Annotated in this window: 13 protein-coding genes; 6 read left to right on the top strand and 7 right to left on the bottom strand. The window is 45.5% G+C overall.

Annotated elements, in window-relative coordinates; translation table 11 throughout:
• Positions 1–27: 27 nt before the first annotated feature.
• Positions 28–576: a response regulator transcription factor gene (locus tag GXP22_11455; GenBank protein ID NOX10077.1), complete on the bottom strand. Its 549-nt coding sequence runs from the start codon at positions 574–576 to the stop codon at positions 28–30.
• 14 nt (positions 577–590) lie between these two features.
• Positions 591–1,865: a HAMP domain-containing histidine kinase gene (locus GXP22_11450; GenBank protein NOX10076.1), complete on the bottom strand. Its 1,275-nt coding sequence runs from the start codon at positions 1,863–1,865 to the stop codon at positions 591–593.
• A gap of 141 nt (positions 1,866–2,006) precedes the next feature.
• On the opposite strand from GXP22_11450, the gene GXP22_11445 reads away from it, so the two are divergent.
• Together GXP22_11445 and GXP22_11440 are read left to right on the top strand one after the other, a co-directional pair.
• Positions 2,007–2,723 carry a hypothetical protein gene (locus GXP22_11445; protein NOX10075.1) on the top strand — a complete coding sequence of 239 codons (717 nt, stop codon included), beginning with the start codon at positions 2,007–2,009 and terminating at the stop codon, positions 2,721–2,723.
• Between the two features lie 35 nt (positions 2,724–2,758).
• On the top strand, positions 2,759–4,762 hold the full coding sequence (locus GXP22_11440; protein ID NOX10074.1) for a TonB-dependent receptor: 2,004 nt from the start codon (positions 2,759–2,761) through the stop codon (positions 4,760–4,762).
• A 71-nt stretch (positions 4,763–4,833) separates the two neighbouring features.
• On the opposite strand, the gene GXP22_11435 is transcribed toward GXP22_11440, so the two are convergent.
• The 4 genes from GXP22_11435 to ispB all read right to left on the bottom strand — a co-directional run bounded on the left by GXP22_11435 (position 4,834) and on the right by ispB (position 12,462).
• Positions 4,834–5,361, bottom strand: a complete 528-nt coding sequence (locus tag GXP22_11435) for a hypothetical protein (GenBank protein NOX10073.1) — start codon at positions 5,359–5,361, stop codon at positions 4,834–4,836.
• A complete protein-coding gene (locus GXP22_11430) occupies positions 5,358–9,146 on the bottom strand; it encodes an HYR domain-containing protein (protein ID NOX10072.1) in 3,789 nt (1,262 codons plus the stop codon). Before GXP22_11430 ends, GXP22_11435 begins: the two co-directional genes overlap by 4 nt.
• Positions 9,143–11,350, bottom strand: a complete 2,208-nt coding sequence (locus tag GXP22_11425) for a hypothetical protein (protein ID NOX10071.1) — start codon at positions 11,348–11,350, stop codon at positions 9,143–9,145. The genes GXP22_11430 and GXP22_11425 overlap by 4 nt, the downstream gene beginning before the upstream one ends.
• Positions 11,351–11,493: 143 nt before the next feature.
• On the bottom strand, positions 11,494–12,462 hold the full coding sequence (ispB, locus tag GXP22_11420) for an octaprenyl diphosphate synthase (protein NOX10070.1): 969 nt from the start codon (positions 12,460–12,462) through the stop codon (positions 11,494–11,496).
• 191 nt (positions 12,463–12,653) lie between these two features.
• On the opposite strand from ispB, the gene rplU reads away from it, so the two are divergent.
• The 4 genes from rplU (at position 12,654) to GXP22_11400 (ending at position 15,580) form a co-directional block, all read left to right on the top strand.
• Positions 12,654–12,965, top strand: a complete 312-nt coding sequence (rplU, locus tag GXP22_11415; protein NOX10069.1) for a 50S ribosomal protein L21 — start codon at positions 12,654–12,656, stop codon at positions 12,963–12,965.
• A 25-nt stretch (positions 12,966–12,990) separates the two neighbouring features.
• Positions 12,991–13,251 carry a 50S ribosomal protein L27 gene (gene rpmA / locus GXP22_11410; GenBank protein ID NOX10068.1) on the top strand — a complete coding sequence of 87 codons (261 nt, stop codon included), beginning with the start codon at positions 12,991–12,993 and terminating at the stop codon, positions 13,249–13,251.
• A 132-nt stretch (positions 13,252–13,383) separates the two neighbouring features.
• On the top strand, positions 13,384–14,472 hold the full coding sequence (gene obgE / locus GXP22_11405) for a GTPase ObgE (GenBank protein NOX10067.1): 1,089 nt from the start codon (positions 13,384–13,386) through the stop codon (positions 14,470–14,472).
• Positions 14,408–15,580, top strand: a complete 1,173-nt coding sequence (locus GXP22_11400; protein NOX10066.1) for a glutamate 5-kinase — start codon at positions 14,408–14,410, stop codon at positions 15,578–15,580. Before obgE ends, GXP22_11400 begins: the two co-directional genes overlap by 65 nt.
• Here GXP22_11400 and GXP22_11395 read toward each other — a convergent pair.
• On the bottom strand, positions 15,563–17,308 hold the full coding sequence (locus GXP22_11395; GenBank protein NOX10065.1) for a SulP family inorganic anion transporter: 1,746 nt from the start codon (positions 17,306–17,308) through the stop codon (positions 15,563–15,565). The genes GXP22_11400 and GXP22_11395 overlap by 18 nt on opposite strands.
• Positions 17,309–17,444 lie beyond the last annotated feature (136 nt).

Genomic DNA, 17,444 nt, shown 5'->3' with positions numbered 1-17,444 from the left:
AAAGAGAGAAATAATAATATTTCATGGTTATTTCCTGACGGGTCGGTTCTGTAGTTTTCGTTGCAGGGTTCTGCGATGCATGCCTATGGCACGAGCTGTTGCCGAGATGTTGCCATTATGTTGTTGTAGTACCCTCTGCAGGTGTTCCCACTCCACTCGTTTTACTGACATCGGATTTTGTGCAGGTTTGATATCGGGATTGCCGCTTTCCTGTTTGAAGGCATTGATTATTTCATCGGCATCGGCAGGTTTGGTCAGGTAATGGATTGCCCCAAGTTTGATAGCCTCGACTGCGGTAGCGATACTGGCATAGCCAGTGAGGATGATGATGCGAATATTCACATCTCGTTTAATCAGGTGTTCGACCATAGTCAGGCCTGACTCAGAACCAATACATAGATCAATAATGGCATAAGGAAACCGGTTTTGCTCTGCCAGTAGACAGGCCTGCTGGATACTGGATGCGGTGGAGACTTCATAGCCGTGTCGGTTGAGTGTGCGCGTAAGGATATTGCTAAAGGCTTCATCGTCATCAAGCAATAGTAGTCGGGTGGTTGGTTTATCAGTTGTCGTCACAGGTTTACCTTTATTTAATAGATCAAGGGTAGCTTGATCTCGGTGCAATTACCGCCATCTTTACGGTTCCGGTGGCTCACTTCTCCATTCAGTCGTTTGATAATCGCATGAGCGAGATACAGACCCAGGCCAAGCCCATGTTCCTTTTCACTAAAGGGGGTGTTACCAATGGTTGATATTGCCTCTTCACTAAGGCCTGGCCCACGGTCACTGATGGTGATTTTTAGTTGTTTTTGATCCCAGTGGGCGTGCCATTCTACGGCCTCTGTTGAGGCCTCAATCGCATTATTGATAATGTTACTCAAGGCCTGGCTTAGACTACGATCGGCAAGGATCAGGGCGTCGGGGTTTGTGTTGTTCCATTGGGTTTTTATTCTGGCCTGAGGTTTGCTTTCCAGGATTTCCTTCAGTAGTTGATGGAAGTAGTCTTCAATCTTCATTGCCTTGCCATTTTGCAGGGGGGATCCACCCGTTGATGTGGATAGTTGTGACAGGGCAAGTTTGCAACGTTCAATCTGTCGGTTCAGGTTATCCAGATCATTGAGTACAAGTTCCGGTGCCTGTTTCAGTTCATTCTTGATCTCATTGGTCAGCAATAGCATGGTTCCCAGAGGTGTGCCCAGTTCATGGGCAGTGCTGGCAGCGAGGGTGCCCAGCATGATCAGTTGTTCATCCTGTAGTGATTTTTCTCTAGCCTGTGTCAGCAGTATTTGTTGCTTACGCAGGGTGTTACCCATATTAAATACATAGTGTGTAATAAGGCCTGCAATAGCGATAAAGGCTAGCCACATACCAATAATGTGAAGATTATACTCATCATTATGTTTCGGGGTGTGCATGCTATGGTCGATTGGTAAGGGGATGTATTTCCACATCAGCAAGCTGTAGCAGGTAATGGTAATAGATGCGAGTATCCAGGCGTATTTTGCTGGCAGGATGGTGACTGTAATGGCCAGAGGGAATAGAAACAGAATGATAAAGGGATTGGTTGCACCACCAGTGAAATACAGCATAGCAGAAAGGGCAAGAACATCCAGTGTGAGGTGGATGAAGATCTCATTATCACTGACTTCATTGCTGTTTTTTATCCGTATCCATGCATAAGCATTAAACAGGGCCTGCAGGGCAATAATCAGACTACAGGTATCAATTGGAATCAGGATACCCAGGCCATAATAGACGAATAACAATGCAGGTATCTGGGTAATAATCAGGGCATTGCGCAGACGAAATAGTCGATTGAGGTTGGTTTTGTTGGCGTAGGGCAATGTTGGTTCGGATGCTGACATGTATAGAATATTTCATAAAGACTTCTATTTAGCAAGTAGATATTGGGGGTGCGACACTATGTCACATTCCCGATCCATGAATGATCCCGTATCCTTTTAATATCAGATGGTTTTTCTTCCTTAAACAGGGTTATGGATTAAATGAATGTACATGTTTTTCAAGCTGTGAGAGACAAACCCTGGGATTTGGCAATGGTTACATCGTTGCTTATTCATTTATTGGTGTTCTTTTATTTTTCTTCCACTGTATCGAAGTCAATCCCCGATTACGGAGTACGACTGGATATTATGCTACAGCCACGAATGCAGGCAATAAGTGTTATGGAGTCAGTACCTGCTCCCGTGATACCTGCCCCGGTAATACCTGTGCATAAAAAGATAGGTGGTTCTATACAGGAGCAGGTTGAATTAGTACCTGTTGAGGTATTTGTACCGATGGATCAGCAACAGTCATGGATTCCTGAACCTGAAGAGTTAGCGGAGCCTGTTGTTGAACGGGCAGTGGCAGCACCACTATTGACTGCAATGGAGTCAATGGTAGAGCTTGATGATGTGAGTCAGACTGATTTTCGTGATGAGATGAGGGAAGTCTACCTTGCTTCGATATTACGCATTATTGAGTCAGCCAGATATTACCCGCATAGTGCGCGGAAACGGGGTTATGAGGATGTAGTCAAGGTGTCTTTCCGGTTAATGGAGGATGGCAGCATAAAGGATCTGCTGGTTGATGGTCGGTACTCAGTATTGCGTTCTGCTGCAGGGGATGCGGTTACACAGTCATCTCCATTTCCCAGGCCTCCCGAGAGTATTGAGGTACCGGTATTGGTTAATTATTCCATGATTTTTGAATTGAGTTGAATTGAGGCTGGTTTGTTATAAAGGGGAATGTTTGAATGAAAAAAGGTATCTATCTATTATTATTGTGGCTGATTGAGTTACAGGCAGCCGGTATGGGTGAAGCAACTATCATGGTTGAGAGTACAAGACTCGCTGATGTGAGTGGCGAGGAGGTGAAATCGGCAGATCTGGCTGAGGCCCTGAGTCGGAACCTTCCTGGTATATCACTGGTGCGTAGAAGCGGGATCGCTAATGATATTATTTTGCGTGGGCAGAAAAAGGACAATATCAATGTCCTGATTGATGGTGCCAGGATCTATGGGGCTGGTCCTAATCGAATGGATCCACCGATCTCTTATGTACTGAATAATACAATTGATGGTATCGAGATTATTGAAGGTCCTTATGATGTGGAAAACTCAGGTACTTTGAGTGGTGCGGTAAGGATTAGTACCAGAAACCCTTCACAGGCCTTTAAGGGTGAGGTGAGTTTGAATGCAGGGAGTTGGGATTACCGGAAATTATCAGCGACGGTGAGTGGTGGTAATGACAAGGCCAGGGTCTTGCTGGGAATGTCCAGGGAGACCAGTGAGCAGTACGAGGACGGCGATGGTAATAATTTTTCTGATCAGATTAGTCATCTCAATCCTACCGCAATGGCGGGTATGAATCCACGCTATCAGGCACAGTATGCTGGTATGGATGCCTATAAGAAGCAGGTTGTTATGGGTAAGTTATATCTGGATATGACTGAAGATCAGGATCTGAAGTTGAGTTATACCGCCAATCGTAGTGATAATGTGCTTTATCCCTCCAGCAAGATGGATGCACTTTATGATAACTCAGATATGCTGGATCTGGATTATTCAATCAGGAACCTGGGGGTTTATTCCCGTTCACTTGATATACAGATCTATCGGTCAACGGTCGAACATCCGATGTCCACTTTTTATAGAATGGCATCAGGTATTAACTCTGTTGATGAATTGGCTAATTCTCTGGAAAGTGATATGAGAGGATTAAAGATCAGTAACAAGTTTGTTCTTGATAAGGATACCCGGATTGTTGTCGGGCTGGATACCAGCCTGCGAAACTGGGATGGAACCTATATCGGAAAGGGTACCAAGGCGGGTATAACGGGTAGAAAGAGTATTGATGATGTCAATACCGGAAACAGAGCCGTATTTGCCGAGATTGAGAAGAGATACTTCAGCCTGAGTACGAAGCTTGGTGTGCGTTATGATAATACCTCGATTGTCCCTCAAACCGGTGTGCATTCATCAAGGGATTATGATGGATTGAGTGCCTTTGTCTTTACTTCATATCAGCCTGATAGTAGTACGCGGTATTTTTCTGGTATTGGCAGGGCCTCCCGCGTACCGGATGCCAGAGAGCTCTATTTTCGTTCAATGATGAATGTAACCGTTGGTACACCTACATTGAATAAAACAACCAATACCGAGCTTGATTTTGGTATAGAGAAGAACTACCAGGATTTAACTCTTAAGGTCAGGCTGTTTCATAGCTGGTTGAATGACTTCATCTATTACAACGCCGGTAATGCCAGTAATAATTTTGAAAATGTTGATGCCACCATTTATGGTCTTGATGTTCGTGGTTCCTGGTTTATTAATGACGAGGTTTATCTGGATTTTGGTCTTGCCTGGCAGCGTGGACAGAAGAACCAGACACTGACGGGGCAGACAGATACAGATCTTGCCGAGATCCCTCCGTTAAAGGTTAATCTTACCTTGAATTATGATTATGCATTGAGAAGTAGTGCAATAATTGAGTTGGTGGCTATGGATGAATGGAGGTATTTCGATGTCGATAATGGAGAGCAGGCGATTGATTCCTATGCTGTATTAAATCTGAAATTGCAGCATACATTGAGTAGGCATCTTGCCCTGACTCTGGGGATCGATAATGTGATGAACAAGACCTATAGTACAACCAATACCTATAAGGATTTGACCCTGTTAGCGGATGCTACGGGTGATGTGATGTTGATTAATGAGCCGGGGCGTTATGTATATATAAACGCCGCTTATCGTTTTTAATAAGATCGATTGACTGAAAATTCTGCAAGGCTGTGCAATGCATCCTTGTAGGGTGGATTCGGGTAGTGTAGTCAGGGCGTGTATCGCTGCTTAATACGCAGAATATATTCATTTGTCCCTTCCCGACGTTGAAAACCCTGAGCAGGATCATTAAACTCAAGTTGTGTACGCAAAGTTGTAGAAACCAAACTCACCAGGAGCTTGCCACTCGGTGAATCAGCTACATGTTGATTAAGGGTGCGTGTATTTTGAATGGCAAGCACGCGTAATTGTGCATCGCGGGGTATCTGACTATTAACAGAATCCAGCAAACGAGATTTATCAATAAAGCTATCAGTGACTATTGTACTTAGGCCATTGCTATTCCAGGCTGCAACCAGCTTGCTTACAGCATCCTGCACCATCTTGCTTGATACAACCTGAATATCAGTTTTTAACGCAACTGAAGACTGCGAAACCAGGTTGCTACGTTCACTGGATGGTGAACGAATCAGGCTAAATGCGCGAAATTCACTCGCCTTCAGGTTAAGTCCCGGACTAGCCCCGGCCACTATTGCCAATAGGCATACCATGCAATATCTTACAAAAATGATCTTCATGGTGCTTTATTTCCGCTGCAATTGTACTGCACGCTGATAATCGGGTCAGGCGCTTGAGTAAATATCTGCCATGATAATTGTAGTCCGTGTTGACCCGCTACAGGGAAATCGAAAGTCCATGTTTCTCCCATGCCAACATTAAAGGTATGACCATTGCTGGATATTATGGTACTGGCAAAACCCAGCATCAGATCATTTTCTGTCGTCGCAAGATTTTCTGTCGCTGGTCCTGCTGCAAAATCGCCTGGAGGTAAAGTGGTTATTACAAAATTGCTACTGTTCCCCGTGATCACCAACATTGGATTGCTTGGCATTGGCGTGCCCATCAATGTATTGACAGTAGTGGCATCCGCTGCAGAACCAAATGCCAAATCACATGTCATTTGCCAACGTCCATCTATTATCGCTGGCAATCCTGCCGATGCTAATACGGTAACCGTACGGGTACCTGTTTGCACATTTCCTGCGCCGTCTGTAGCTTTAAAGGTCACTGTCGTCGTGCCTACTGAGAAATTGGCTGGAGGTGACACTGCAGGTGCAGCTATCATGCCATCTACGTCATCAAGGGCTTGCGCAGCATTTAAAAACGTGCTTATAGTGGCGTTACTAGCAGGAACACTTGTAGCACCAGAAGATGCCGTCACGGTAATTGATGTTGGCAAGGTCAGGCCAGGTGCTGATTGATCCACCACAGTCACGCTACTGGTAGAGGTACCAATATTGCCTACTGCATCGACGGCAGAAAAAATCACATTCGTTGTGTTGCCTGTGGGCATATTCGGTAACACCGGAAAAACCAGTGGTGCATTGTTTGTCACCGAGCCTACCACAGCAACATTATCTGTCGCCGTTGCCGCAGCAAGAAAAGCCTGAATGGTTGCATTGGCCACAGATATTCCATTCATATCCGTTGCCGCTACCGTAATAGAGGCAGGCGCAGAAATGACTGGCGGTATCGTGTCGCCAGAAACCCCGCCGCCACCCGTAGCGGGCGTATCGACAATGGTACTAGTCGTTCCCGCTGAAACAGGGTCTGTCGGACTCAAGGGGTTATTCCCTCTACCCGCTATAACCTGCACCAGTTCAATTCCACAATCAGGGCAATTTGAATCGCTTTCAATCGGCAGGTCTTCTAAAGCGGTTTTGTTAGTACCAGTACATAAATTCCCCATGCATAGGGTTAAACTTAGAAGCGTCTTGTTTGATTGTTTATTGAGCGAATCCACTTCATTCTTCAAATTGATCGCTTTTTCCCTTAATTGACCGGCAGAACCGCCGAATATTTTACCCGCTGTCCCCAGCATTATTCGCCACTCTCGAACACTACCAAATTGGCGAATAATCTTTTCCTTTAGTGGTTTTGCTTTTGCCTGTATAGCAGCAAAGTCTGCATAAGTTTTGCTACAAGCAGGACACGGGTTGATACGCTGCATATTAAACAAACCATTCAAGCCATTCACGTCTTTTGAACCGCTTTCAGTTGGTAGGCTGTCATCACCTGTTACTATAGTATCCTCCAGAACAGGTTCTTTGATATTCTCACAATTGGTTATAATATCGCTGCTGTACTCAGTAGATGTGTTTTTAAGCTTTATGCAATAAGCCACAGGGATTTCTATCGTTCCTTTAAGATGAATATAGTGTTCCCCTAGCAATCCTCGTTTAAGCCGCCCCAAAATGCTCTGCTTTTCCGCCTTTACGGTATTGATCAGTGGATTTTTATCAAGCCGGGATTTTATATCAGATTTAACCTGATCAATATACATTGATTTGTTATTAACATTTTCTTTATTACCCGTACCCTTTGGCGTTAAAATATCAGTGGCACTTGAAGATAATTCACTTTTTAACCTTTGTTTGATAGTCGATTTAACTACCGTTTTAGATCCTTTCTTAATTGTTTTCAAACCAATATGACCAACAGCTTTTCCACCTTCGGCAACAGCACGGCTTCCCTTAACTAAAGCTCCCCCTGCTGTAAACGCAAAATCCAGGACTTCAAATCCACCCGCAGCCCATTCTTTATCAATAGCATTCATAGCTCCATTTATGCTGATCCAGGTTAATTGTATGGGAATAGATGTAGCTGCTGAAGCAAGATCAGCTATGTTAATAATTGCTTCAGTTGGATTAAAGAAACTAATTGTTTTATCAATTTCATACTTTTCAATAATGAGAGTAAACTCATAATGTTTTTTTCGTATTCCTGTGGAAACAACTGAATCACAATCATTGATTTTGGTGATACTTGTTTTTATTTTTTTCCCAGGTGAATCAAATTCAGCAGTTAGTGACCGGCTGCCAATCTTTTTTGCATCTAGAATAATAGAATATGGATTCATTGCCTTCGCAATCATTCCATTCATTAAGACCTTACTTGCTTTTCCTGCTCCCAGGTTATTTCGATTGGCTTCGTTTAACAGTGCAAGGTTGTTTTTAAAGGTCTTGGGCTTGATCAGAGATGTACAGCGTTCATCTTCTTGCAGAGGCTCTTCAGTTTTAACTTGTTTACTGCTGTTGCCGCAAATCCCTTCATCCTTGCATTTTTTGAGAGCCATTTCCAATGAGTCTTCAATGACAGCAGGTTTTACTTGCTTCCAATTCTCCTTGGTTTTTTTCCATGCCTTAATCTTTCTATCGTAAGATGGTTTCTCTTTAGCCCATTTCTTATAGATGTTTCGTAATTCAATCCCCTTGAGAGGATCGCTGTTTTTATTTTTTAAACGATTTTTTTCATGATTGTATGCATTATAGAGTAGGTTTATTTTTATCGTCTGTTCCTCAGCATGCAAACGGTTTTTTTCAATTTCATTCTCATGCTGATAACATACTTTGGCATAATTCTGTCCCGCATGACCTTTTATGCACTCATCGCATGGGGTTGTGCCACCTTGCCAAGGTAATCGACACCGACCGCTTCCGGTAGTGATACGGTCTAGTCCTTTCAGTTTTTGAGGTGCTAATAGTGAATCTGGAGAAACCGAGCCTGGAGAAGATAGGCCTGGAGAAGATGAACCTGGAGAAGCACCAGGTATAGGCGGTAGTCCCTCTTCACCGTCACACAGGCAGTTTATGTTGCAGGCCAGACCAGCCGGACAACCGCCACCGGGCGGATCACACTGTTCACCGGGAAGGTTGATAATGCCATCCCCACAAAATTCCAGTGGTGGAAACGGAAGTGAGTCCTTCTCCCCCCCCTTTTTCTTTTGGGCGCCAATCAAGTAATCTTCGGTTTCCCCAATTGAAAAAATGCCTTTGCCTGTATAGGCGGTTACGGGTCTTCCGGTTAAGGTGATTCGGTACCACTTACCCGGCGGCGGACCAGCGATGCCGATGCTTTGTGATTTTCCCTTAGGAATGTCATAGCTATTGTTCTGAACAACCCATTCACCGGGATCGTCCCAGTCGCCATCACTGTTGTGATCAATCAGCACATTGATATAAAGTGATCCATTCCATGTGGCATTGTAAATCTTCTGGGTCGATAGAAAATCGTCGTCATCACTTGATTTGGGTGCTGTTTCATCTGAAACAGAGTTGCCAAGCCATGCCGCACGGGTATTCAAATGACGAGCACCATTATTGACTTCCAGAGTAGGGTAATGATATTCACAGCTAGGCTGATAATACTTGCGACACTTATTTAGGTCAGAGTCTGGCGCATCAGCGAAATCAGCAGCTTGAACTATACTAGTGCCGATAAAAGCGATCGAGATGGTCAGTAACAATAGTATCGCAATCAATACCTGCTGCGCGCATTTATTTACAGATAATCGCCCGTTCATTGTAATTCCTCCAGACTCCATAGAGACTCTTTAATAGTCGGGAATTCACGTGCAAACTGTATTTCCATCCGTACTTGTCCATCCAGCCTACGTGGTATGCCAAAGCGCAGTACACCATCTGCTATTTCCCATTGCATGCTACGATAAAAACGCTCGGAAGATAATTCCAGTGCTATGTTCGCAGTAAAATCTCCCTGCTCGAAAAATGAGTCAGGAGTACCATAGCGCAACAATAATTGCTGGCGTACTCGTTCAAAGGTTTGTTCAACACTTTGACTGTCACCCACGTCATCAAAATCAATAATAATCGCTGAACGCGCGAGCTCACTATTTAACAGTTGTATGACCAATCGTTGGCTTTGATCCAGATCACGGAAAATGCGGTTAAACCAGACCAATAGCCCCGGTTGTTTTGTCGGTTTACCCAAATCACTATTTATTGCGATCTTACGTGCCTCTCCTTCCATCATCCCTGGTGTCAGTCTTGTGAGATCAAGCGCTAGTCGTGATGATGGTGCGACAGCCCGCATTCCTGATGATGACGCAGCTAACGACCCCGCGATGACCTGCTTTACTGGTTTATCAAAGTTTAACGTCCAGTAAGCACCAATACGCCAGGCATCCGTGTTACGGCTAAGGGGACTATCGGGGTTGCGTTGATACCAGTTACCTTCGAGCCCAAAAGTATAGCTTTTTTGTGTATAGCGATAATTCATCCCACTAGTCCGAGTTAACTGCCCCAAGCCTGCGGCTGCTCCTCCCTGACTCAGCACCGCGTGAGAAAATGAGAGTGTATGTGGGCCACGACTGGCATTGAGGCTCAAGGTGGGATTGCGCTCCCAGCTAGTGCGTTTGCCTGAGTTATCCAACCTCCTTATTACAAATGCTGGAGATATAGTGCCGGAGAAACCCCGCCATTGAGCCTTGAAATTGAGACCGGTTAGATATTGTCGCGTAATGGAGAGGTTTTGTGGAATAGCTTTGTTATTGATATTCGAATAAAAAAATCCGCCGCGAATAGAAATATCCCGACTCAGGCTTTGACTGACATTTATATTGACCACTCGGGTATCGGTAATCGTGGCACGGTTACGACTCTCTGCTGTTTGTTTGAAGGCATCAATATTGCCTGACAGGGGGGATACGTTTCCAATTGAAAATGGCCCGCTAAGATTAAGGCCATAGACATCGGTTGTCAGCGGGTTGACGGTACCCTTGTTGCTATAAAAATTTTGCCGTCGGCCGCGTAATGTTAGGCCATTGTTAAAACGCCAGGACAAATGACCCTCTCTGGAGAGACGGTCTGGCTGAATCGAGGCGGTATCAGGACGATAATCCTGATCGTAGGATTCGTAACGAAGACGGTAATTCAGTGCAGGCAATGTAGTAGGGCGGCCTGATATTTGTGCGAACAGCGCACTGCCTTGCTTGTCTTTGCCGCTACCCACACCAGCAATGTCAGCATGATCACCATTAAAATAACCCGCTTCTCCTTCAAGCGTCAGTGCTTGACCAAACCACTGCGGCTGATTTTCGTAGGCAAGGCTATATATCGTCTGCTGTGTTGAAGCGGTTAATGTTGTTGCATTTGTGCTCTTGTAATTGTTGAGAAAATTGGCCGCAAGCTTGCCCCAGGCAGAACCTTGTGCTAACCAGGAAATACCACTGCTCCAGCCATCCGTAGATTTGATATCACGCCAATCTGCTGAGGCACTACCGGTAAAGACTATGATAGAGTGTTGGGTATCGGTAGCCAAATCAGGTTGCAGTTCAATCTGTGCGCCCTTCAGAGTACGCTGGATGGTACGAAAACTCTGAAAGGCAAATAAGTCACCGACTTCGGCACGGTACGGCAGATTAACTGCTCCATTTTCCTGTTTCAAGCTGAAGCGTTCTATACTGCCACCCTGAAAACGGCTGCGATATAATGAATCATTAAATAAGCCACTGACATTGCCTTGTAGCCGGTTATAGGGTGATAGTTGCCGCTTGAAATTGAGATTAAACTCATCGTAAATCTGTGTATTACTGAAACGATAGGGTGATGCCGCAATGTCACCAGAGTTATTGTAATAATCATAGCGTAAAGTATTACTACCGGATATTTGCCAGAGATCTATCCCTGCTCCGTTGTCCCCCGCTGCTGCTAAAGTTTCTGCAGACAATAAAATACAAAATAATAACAAGTGGTTATAGCGTTTCATTCAGTATCTCGTAGAGCTATTGATACGGGAAAGTCAGCTGAGTTTATGTCATGCACATAGCAGCCTACTTTTCTAAAATCTAGCTTCTAGCAGGATATTACGCCGCTTTGATGTCGGATTCAATCTCCTCCGGGCAATCGTTTTTAATAGGAGCGATGAACCGAAAACTCTGCAAGGGTGTGCAGGGCATCCTTATAGGGTGATTCGGGTAGTGTGGTCAAGGCGTGTATCGCCTTCTCTGCCTGTTCATGGGCACTCTGAGTGGTATATTTGATGGCGTTGGTCGCCTTGATGATTTGTTGTACCGAGTCAATATGTTCGTGGCCACCTTGTTCAATGGCATGACGAATAATCTGTTGTTGTTCCTTGTTGCCGGTACGCATAGCGTAGATCAGGGGTAGGGTGGGCTTGCCTTCAGCCAGGTCATCGCCTAGATTTTTACCTGTTTCCTCAGGGTCAGCACTGTAATCCAGTGCGTCATCAATGAGCTGAAAGGCGAGCCCCAGATGGCGACCATAGTTAGCTAGTGCCTGTTCCATTGGTGTGTCCTGTTTGCCCAGGATGGCTCCGATACGAGAAGCGGCTTCAAACAAGATTGCAGTCTTGCGTTGTACCACGTCCATGTAACGTGCTTCCGTGGTATCTGCATCATTGCAATTGAGTAATTGCATCACCTCACCCTCGGCAATGGTGTTAGTGGTATGTGCCATGATCTCCATAATGCGCATACTGCCAGTCTTTACCATCATTTCAAAGGCACGGGAATAGAGAAAATCGCCAACTAATACACTGGCCTCATTACCCCAGATGGCATTGGCGGTTTCATTACCCCGCCGCATATCCGAGGCATCGACAACATCATCGTGTAGCAGAGTGGCAGTGTGGATAAATTCAATAATCGCAGCAAGATCAATATGGTTGTTACCTGTGTAATTACAGGTGCGGGCAGCGAGTAGAACAAGCAAGGGACGCAGGCGTTTGCCCCCACTGTTTACAATATAGTGTCCGATTTGGTTGATTAACAGGACATTGGAGTGCAAGCTATCAAGGATTAACTTATCCACAGCCTGTATGTCTGACCCGATTAATTCACGAATTTGATCAAGGGACAGGGTTTGGTTCGATGTCTTGAGGGCTTGGCTCATGGTATTCCATGTACTATTCTAGAAGGGGTAGTTTACCTCAAGTGGCACTATGAAGACCACAGTGCTTGTGGTAAAAGTTGGACTTGACCTTAGGCAGGGAAGTCTATAAAATACGCGGTCTTTCAGGCTTCCTGAACAAAATTGTTGGAGATTCAGTAATGTATGCTGTAATTAAAACGGGTGGCAAGCAGTATCGTGTAGCCCAGGGTGATGTTTTACGTGTTGAAAAGCTTAACGTTGCCGAAGGTGATGCGGTTGAGTTTGATCAGGTTTTGATGGTTGCTGATGGCGATGACATCAAGTTAGGTACGCCATTAGTTGATGGTGGTAAGGTTGAAGCCAAGGTGCGTGCCAATGGTCGTGCTAAAAAGGTTGAAATCATCAAGTTTCGTCGTCGTAAACACCATATGAAGCGTCAGGGACATCGTCAGTCTTATACAGAATTAGAGATCACCGGGATTACCTGTTGATTTGAGTGATTGGGAGTAATGAGCAATGGCACATAAAAAAGCAGGTGGTAGTACCCGTAACGGTCGTGATTCGGAATCAAAACGGCTTGGGATTAAACGCTATGGTGGGCAGGAAGTATCCGCTGGTAGTATTCTAGTGCGTCAGCGTGGCACTCGTTTCCGTCCGGGCGTTAATGTTGGTTGTGGCAAGGATCACACCTTGTTTGCCAAGGCCGATGGTGTTGTAAAGTTTGCTGTGCGTGGTGCCAATAATCACAAGTTTGTGGATATTATTGCTGCGGGTTAAGTGTTGTAATATTCGTTAGAAAGCCCCGTTATTGTACGGGGCTTTTTTGTTTGTAATGTGGGTGGGTTTACCAACCTTTGGCTCTTTTAGTTAGGTGTATATCTTTAAGTAATTATAAAGTATGTTGTTATTATGAAATTTGTTGATGAAGCGAAGATTAAGATTATTGCGGGTAATGGCGGCAACGGTGCTGTTAGTTTTCGACGTGAGAAGTATATCCCGTTTGGTGGCCCGGATGGAGGCGATGGGGGTGATGGTGGCAGTGTCTATCTTGAAGGTGATGATGGTATCAATACGTTGGCTGATTTTCGTTTCCAGCGTACCTTTACTGCCAGACCCGGTGAAGGTGGTAGTGGGCGTAATTGTACGGGTAAGAAAGCGGATGACCTTATTGTCAAAGTGCCTTTAGGTACGGTGGTATACGATCATGATACCAATGAGTTGATGGGGGATATCACGGAACTGGGTCAACAGCTCCTGGTTGCCCGCGGTGGTTGGCATGGTCTGGGTAATATCCGTTTCAAGAGTTCGATTAATCGTGCGCCACGGCAGTCAAAACCAGGCACAGAAGGTGAGCGTAGAATTCTGGATCTGGAGCTAAAGGTACTAGCGGATGTGGGTCTGTTAGGGCTACCCAATGCGGGTAAATCAACCTTGATCCGTGCCGTCTCTTCGGCAAAGCCCAAGGTGGCCGACTACCCGTTTACTACCTTGTACCCCAACCTGGGTGTGGTGCGTATTGCACATCACCAGAGTTTTGTCGTAGCCGATATCCCCGGTTTGATTGAGGGTGCAGCAGAGGGTGCCGGTCTGGGCATTCAATTCCTTAAACATCTTGCCCGTACACGTATATTGTTACACCTGGTGGATGTGGCACCTGTTTCACCCGATGCTGATCCAGTGCAGGATGCGCTCAAGATTGTTGCTGAGTTAAGTGCGTTTAGTGAAGATCTTGCCGGACGTGAGCGTTGGTTGGTGTTGAATAAGACCGACCTTCTGGCGCACGAAGATAGAGATGAATTTTGTCAGTTGATTGTTGATGAACTGGGCTGGGATGGCCCGGTTTATAATATCTCGGCAGCGACGGGTGAAGGGACTGATGTTCTGGTACAGGATATTATGCAGCGCCTTGAGATATTGAATGAGGAAGAGGCTGATGCGAAACCCGTTGCTGCGATACCTCCTGAACAATTATTCCAGCCAGAGGAGAGCTCTGATTAATAAAAAAAACTGTTGGGTAGTCAAGATTGGTAGTGCCTTGTTGACCGCTGATGGTGAAGGTTTGGCGCTGGATTCTATTCAACATTGGGTGCAGCAGATGGCTGATCTGCATCAACAGGGTATACAGTTGGTTTTGGTTTCATCCGGTGCCGTGGCTGAAGGTATGTGTCGCCTGGGCTGGCAGCAGCGTCCACATACCCTGCATCAACTACAGGCTGCTGCCGCAGTGGGACAGATGGGGCTGATACAGGCCTACGAATCGGCCTTTCAGCAATATGGTCTGCATACGGCACAAATCCTGTTAACGCATGAGGATCTGTCGGATCGTGGCCGTTACCTGAATGCCCGTAGCACCTTGCGTACACTGCTGGAGATGAATGTAATCCCTGTAGTGAATGAGAATGATACGGTAGCGACCGATGAAATTTGCTTTGGCGATAATGATAGTCTGGCAGCGTTGGTCGCGAATCTGGTCGAGGCGGATCAGTTGGTGATCCTGACCGATCAGGAGGGCTTGTTTGACAAGAATCCTAGTGAGCATGCCGATGCCTGTTTGATTCATGAGGCTAGTGCTGAAGATGCCTCTTTGCAACAGATGGCGGGTGGTAGTGGTGCGTTGGGTCGTGGTGGTATGTTGACCAAGGTACAAGCGGCGGCGCGGGCAGCACGTTCAGGGACAAGCACGGTAATTGCCTCGGGTCGTACCAATAATGTGTTGGCTCTGATTGCCCAAGGTAAGAACCCAGGCACCTTGTTGCGGCCTTCCAGTGAGCCTGTGGCGGCGCATAAGCAGTGGTTGGCGGCGCAATTGCAGGTTAGAGGTAAATTATTTCTTGATGCCGGGGCAGTTAAGGTTTTGCAGGCTGCGGGTAAAAGTTTGTTACCGATTGGTGTGTCGCATATTGAAGGCGAATTTCTACGCGGTGAACTGGTTGCTTGTGTCGCCCCTGATGGTGGCGAGATTGCGCGCGGACTGGTGAACTATGATACCAGTCAGACGCAACAGATTATAGGCCATGCCAGCAGTGAGATTGAGGATTTACTCGGTTTTGTCGATGAGGCAGAGCTGATTCATCGCGACAACCTTGTATTACTTCACATCTCCTGATCGACACTCCTTGAAGATGCGTGCTTGGCATGTTGAACAGATATCTGGATCCAGATGTTTGTAGATACTGCTGATGGCTTGTGTTTTGGTGTCAAAGAAGTGATTGCTGCCCATCTTTCTAATAAAAGAGGATCGTGCTGCAAATTCATAAACAGATGATTTTAGGCCGACAAAATATAGCCCACCACCTTGTTCTTTTAGTCGATCATTTTCTACTATTAACGCCTCGCCACCGGCAAGGTCAATGAAGTTAATGCCGCTCGCCACAATCAGTATGTGTTTGATATGGTTTTCCTCAGAGACTTTGGCAATATGTTTTTGTATGTGATTGATGGAACCAAAATAGACTGACATATCAATGCGGATTATCTTTAATTGCGGACATTGTTTCACTGGTTTTTGATTGATATTGACCAACTTTCTTTTCTTGTCATTAGATAGAGAATCAAAGCTCAGGGTGGCAATATCCGGTGTCGATGTCTTGGCCAGAAATAAGACAAGGGATAATATCACGCCCAGATAAATAGCAAATTCAAGTTCAAGAAACAGGGTGGCAAAGAAGGTGGTTAGCAGAATGGAAGACTCTGTTTTGCTGAAATGCAGGGTCTGACGAATATGATGGATATCAATAAGATTATAGGCAACCAGTAAAATAATCCCACCCATGGATGCAATAGGAAGATAGGCGGTTAATGGTGCAATAAGCAAGACAATAATCATTAATGAGATGGCTGCAAATATGGCAGAAAGTGGCGTTTTGGCGCCGGCCTCATAATTGATGCCGGAACGGGTAAATGATCCTGATCCAGCATAACTGGAAAAGAAGCTACCAACAATGTTGGACAGACCCTGACCAATAAATTCCTGATTGGAATCGATGCGCTGATGTGATCTTGTTGCGACTGATCGACTGATGGATACCGCTTCAATCAGGCCTAACAAGGCAATGGCAAATGCCTCAGGTGCTAGTGACTTGATCGTGGCAAGGGAAAATTCAGGGCTGGATAATGGGGGGAGTTGTGCCGGTATCTCACCGACCAGTTTGATATCGGTGGCAAAATCTTTCATTAGTATGGCGCTAATGCTACCCACAACCATACCTATGAGCAAGTTGGGTAATTTGGGTGCTATCTTTTTGCTGATAATGGCAGTAAATAAGGTCACCAGAGCAATAATGAGCAGATAAATATTGGTGTTATCAGCCTCTCGGAACAGGTAAGCCCAGGTATGCAGAAAGGATTCACCTTTAGGGACAATAATACCGGTGATGTGTTTCATTTGGCTGGTTGCAATTAGAATGGCTGCACCAGCGGTAAAACCAATGACAACGGTATGGGAGACAAAATTAACCAGTGCCCCCATGCGTGCCAGACCAAAGGCGAATTGATAGACGCCGGCGAGGAATGTGAGTGTTAACGCCTGGTTTAAAAATTCTGCGGTGCCGGGCTCGGCATGGTGACTAATGGCACTGAAGATAACAATGGATATGGCTGTGGTTGGGCCGGAAACCAGGTGCAGGGAAGATCCAAACAGGGCGGCGATAATGGGTGTCACCATTGCGGTATACAGACCGTACTCAGGTGGCAGACCGGCAATGGTAGCAAAGGCTACGCCTTGAGGCAGGACAATGACGGCACCGGTGAGTCCGGCAATAAGGTCAGCCTTGATCGATTCTCTGGTGATAATTTTAAACCAGACAAGAAAGGGGAATAGCGATGTCAATTTCATTGAATAGCCTGAGTGAAGATAAGTAAAGATAAGGTAGAGGTCACGCTTGCCCGTCTTTTGAACGGAGGCACATTATACAATACTTGAGCAAAAAAATCATTACGAATTCCCTGGTCATAAAAAATTCATCAAGCCT

Source organism: Gammaproteobacteria bacterium (assembly GCA_013151035.1).
In the GTDB taxonomy this organism is placed as follows: Bacteria; Pseudomonadota; Gammaproteobacteria; order JAADJB01; family JAADJB01; genus JAADJB01.
Note: the sequence above shows the minus strand (reverse complement) of the source record. Positions and strands in the feature narration are given on the sequence as shown.

Bases quoted from the DNA above. Each gene is read 5' to 3' on its own strand.
- GXP22_11450 (NOX10076.1), bottom strand. From the start codon at position 1,865: ATGTCAGCATCCGAACCAACATTGCCCTACGCCAACAAAACCAACCTC.
- GXP22_11445 (NOX10075.1), top strand. From the start codon at position 2,007: ATGAATGTACATGTTTTTCAAGCTGTGAGAGACAAACCCTGGGATTTG.
- GXP22_11440 (NOX10074.1), top strand. From the start codon at position 2,759: ATGAAAAAAGGTATCTATCTATTATTATTGTGGCTGATTGAGTTACAG.
- GXP22_11435 (NOX10073.1), bottom strand. From the start codon at position 5,361: ATGAAGATCATTTTTGTAAGATATTGCATGGTATGCCTATTGGCAATA.
- GXP22_11430 (NOX10072.1), bottom strand. From the start codon at position 9,146: ATGAACGGGCGATTATCTGTAAATAAATGCGCGCAGCAGGTATTGATT.
- GXP22_11425 (NOX10071.1), bottom strand. From the start codon at position 11,350: ATGAAACGCTATAACCACTTGTTATTATTTTGTATTTTATTGTCTGCA.
- rplU (NOX10069.1), top strand. From the start codon at position 12,654: ATGTATGCTGTAATTAAAACGGGTGGCAAGCAGTATCGTGTAGCCCAG.
- rpmA (NOX10068.1), top strand. From the start codon at position 12,991: ATGGCACATAAAAAAGCAGGTGGTAGTACCCGTAACGGTCGTGATTCG.
- obgE (NOX10067.1), top strand. From the start codon at position 13,384: ATGAAATTTGTTGATGAAGCGAAGATTAAGATTATTGCGGGTAATGGC.
- GXP22_11400 (NOX10066.1), top strand. From the start codon at position 14,408: ATGCGAAACCCGTTGCTGCGATACCTCCTGAACAATTATTCCAGCCAG.
- GXP22_11395 (NOX10065.1), bottom strand. From the start codon at position 17,308: ATGAAATTGACATCGCTATTCCCCTTTCTTGTCTGGTTTAAAATTATC.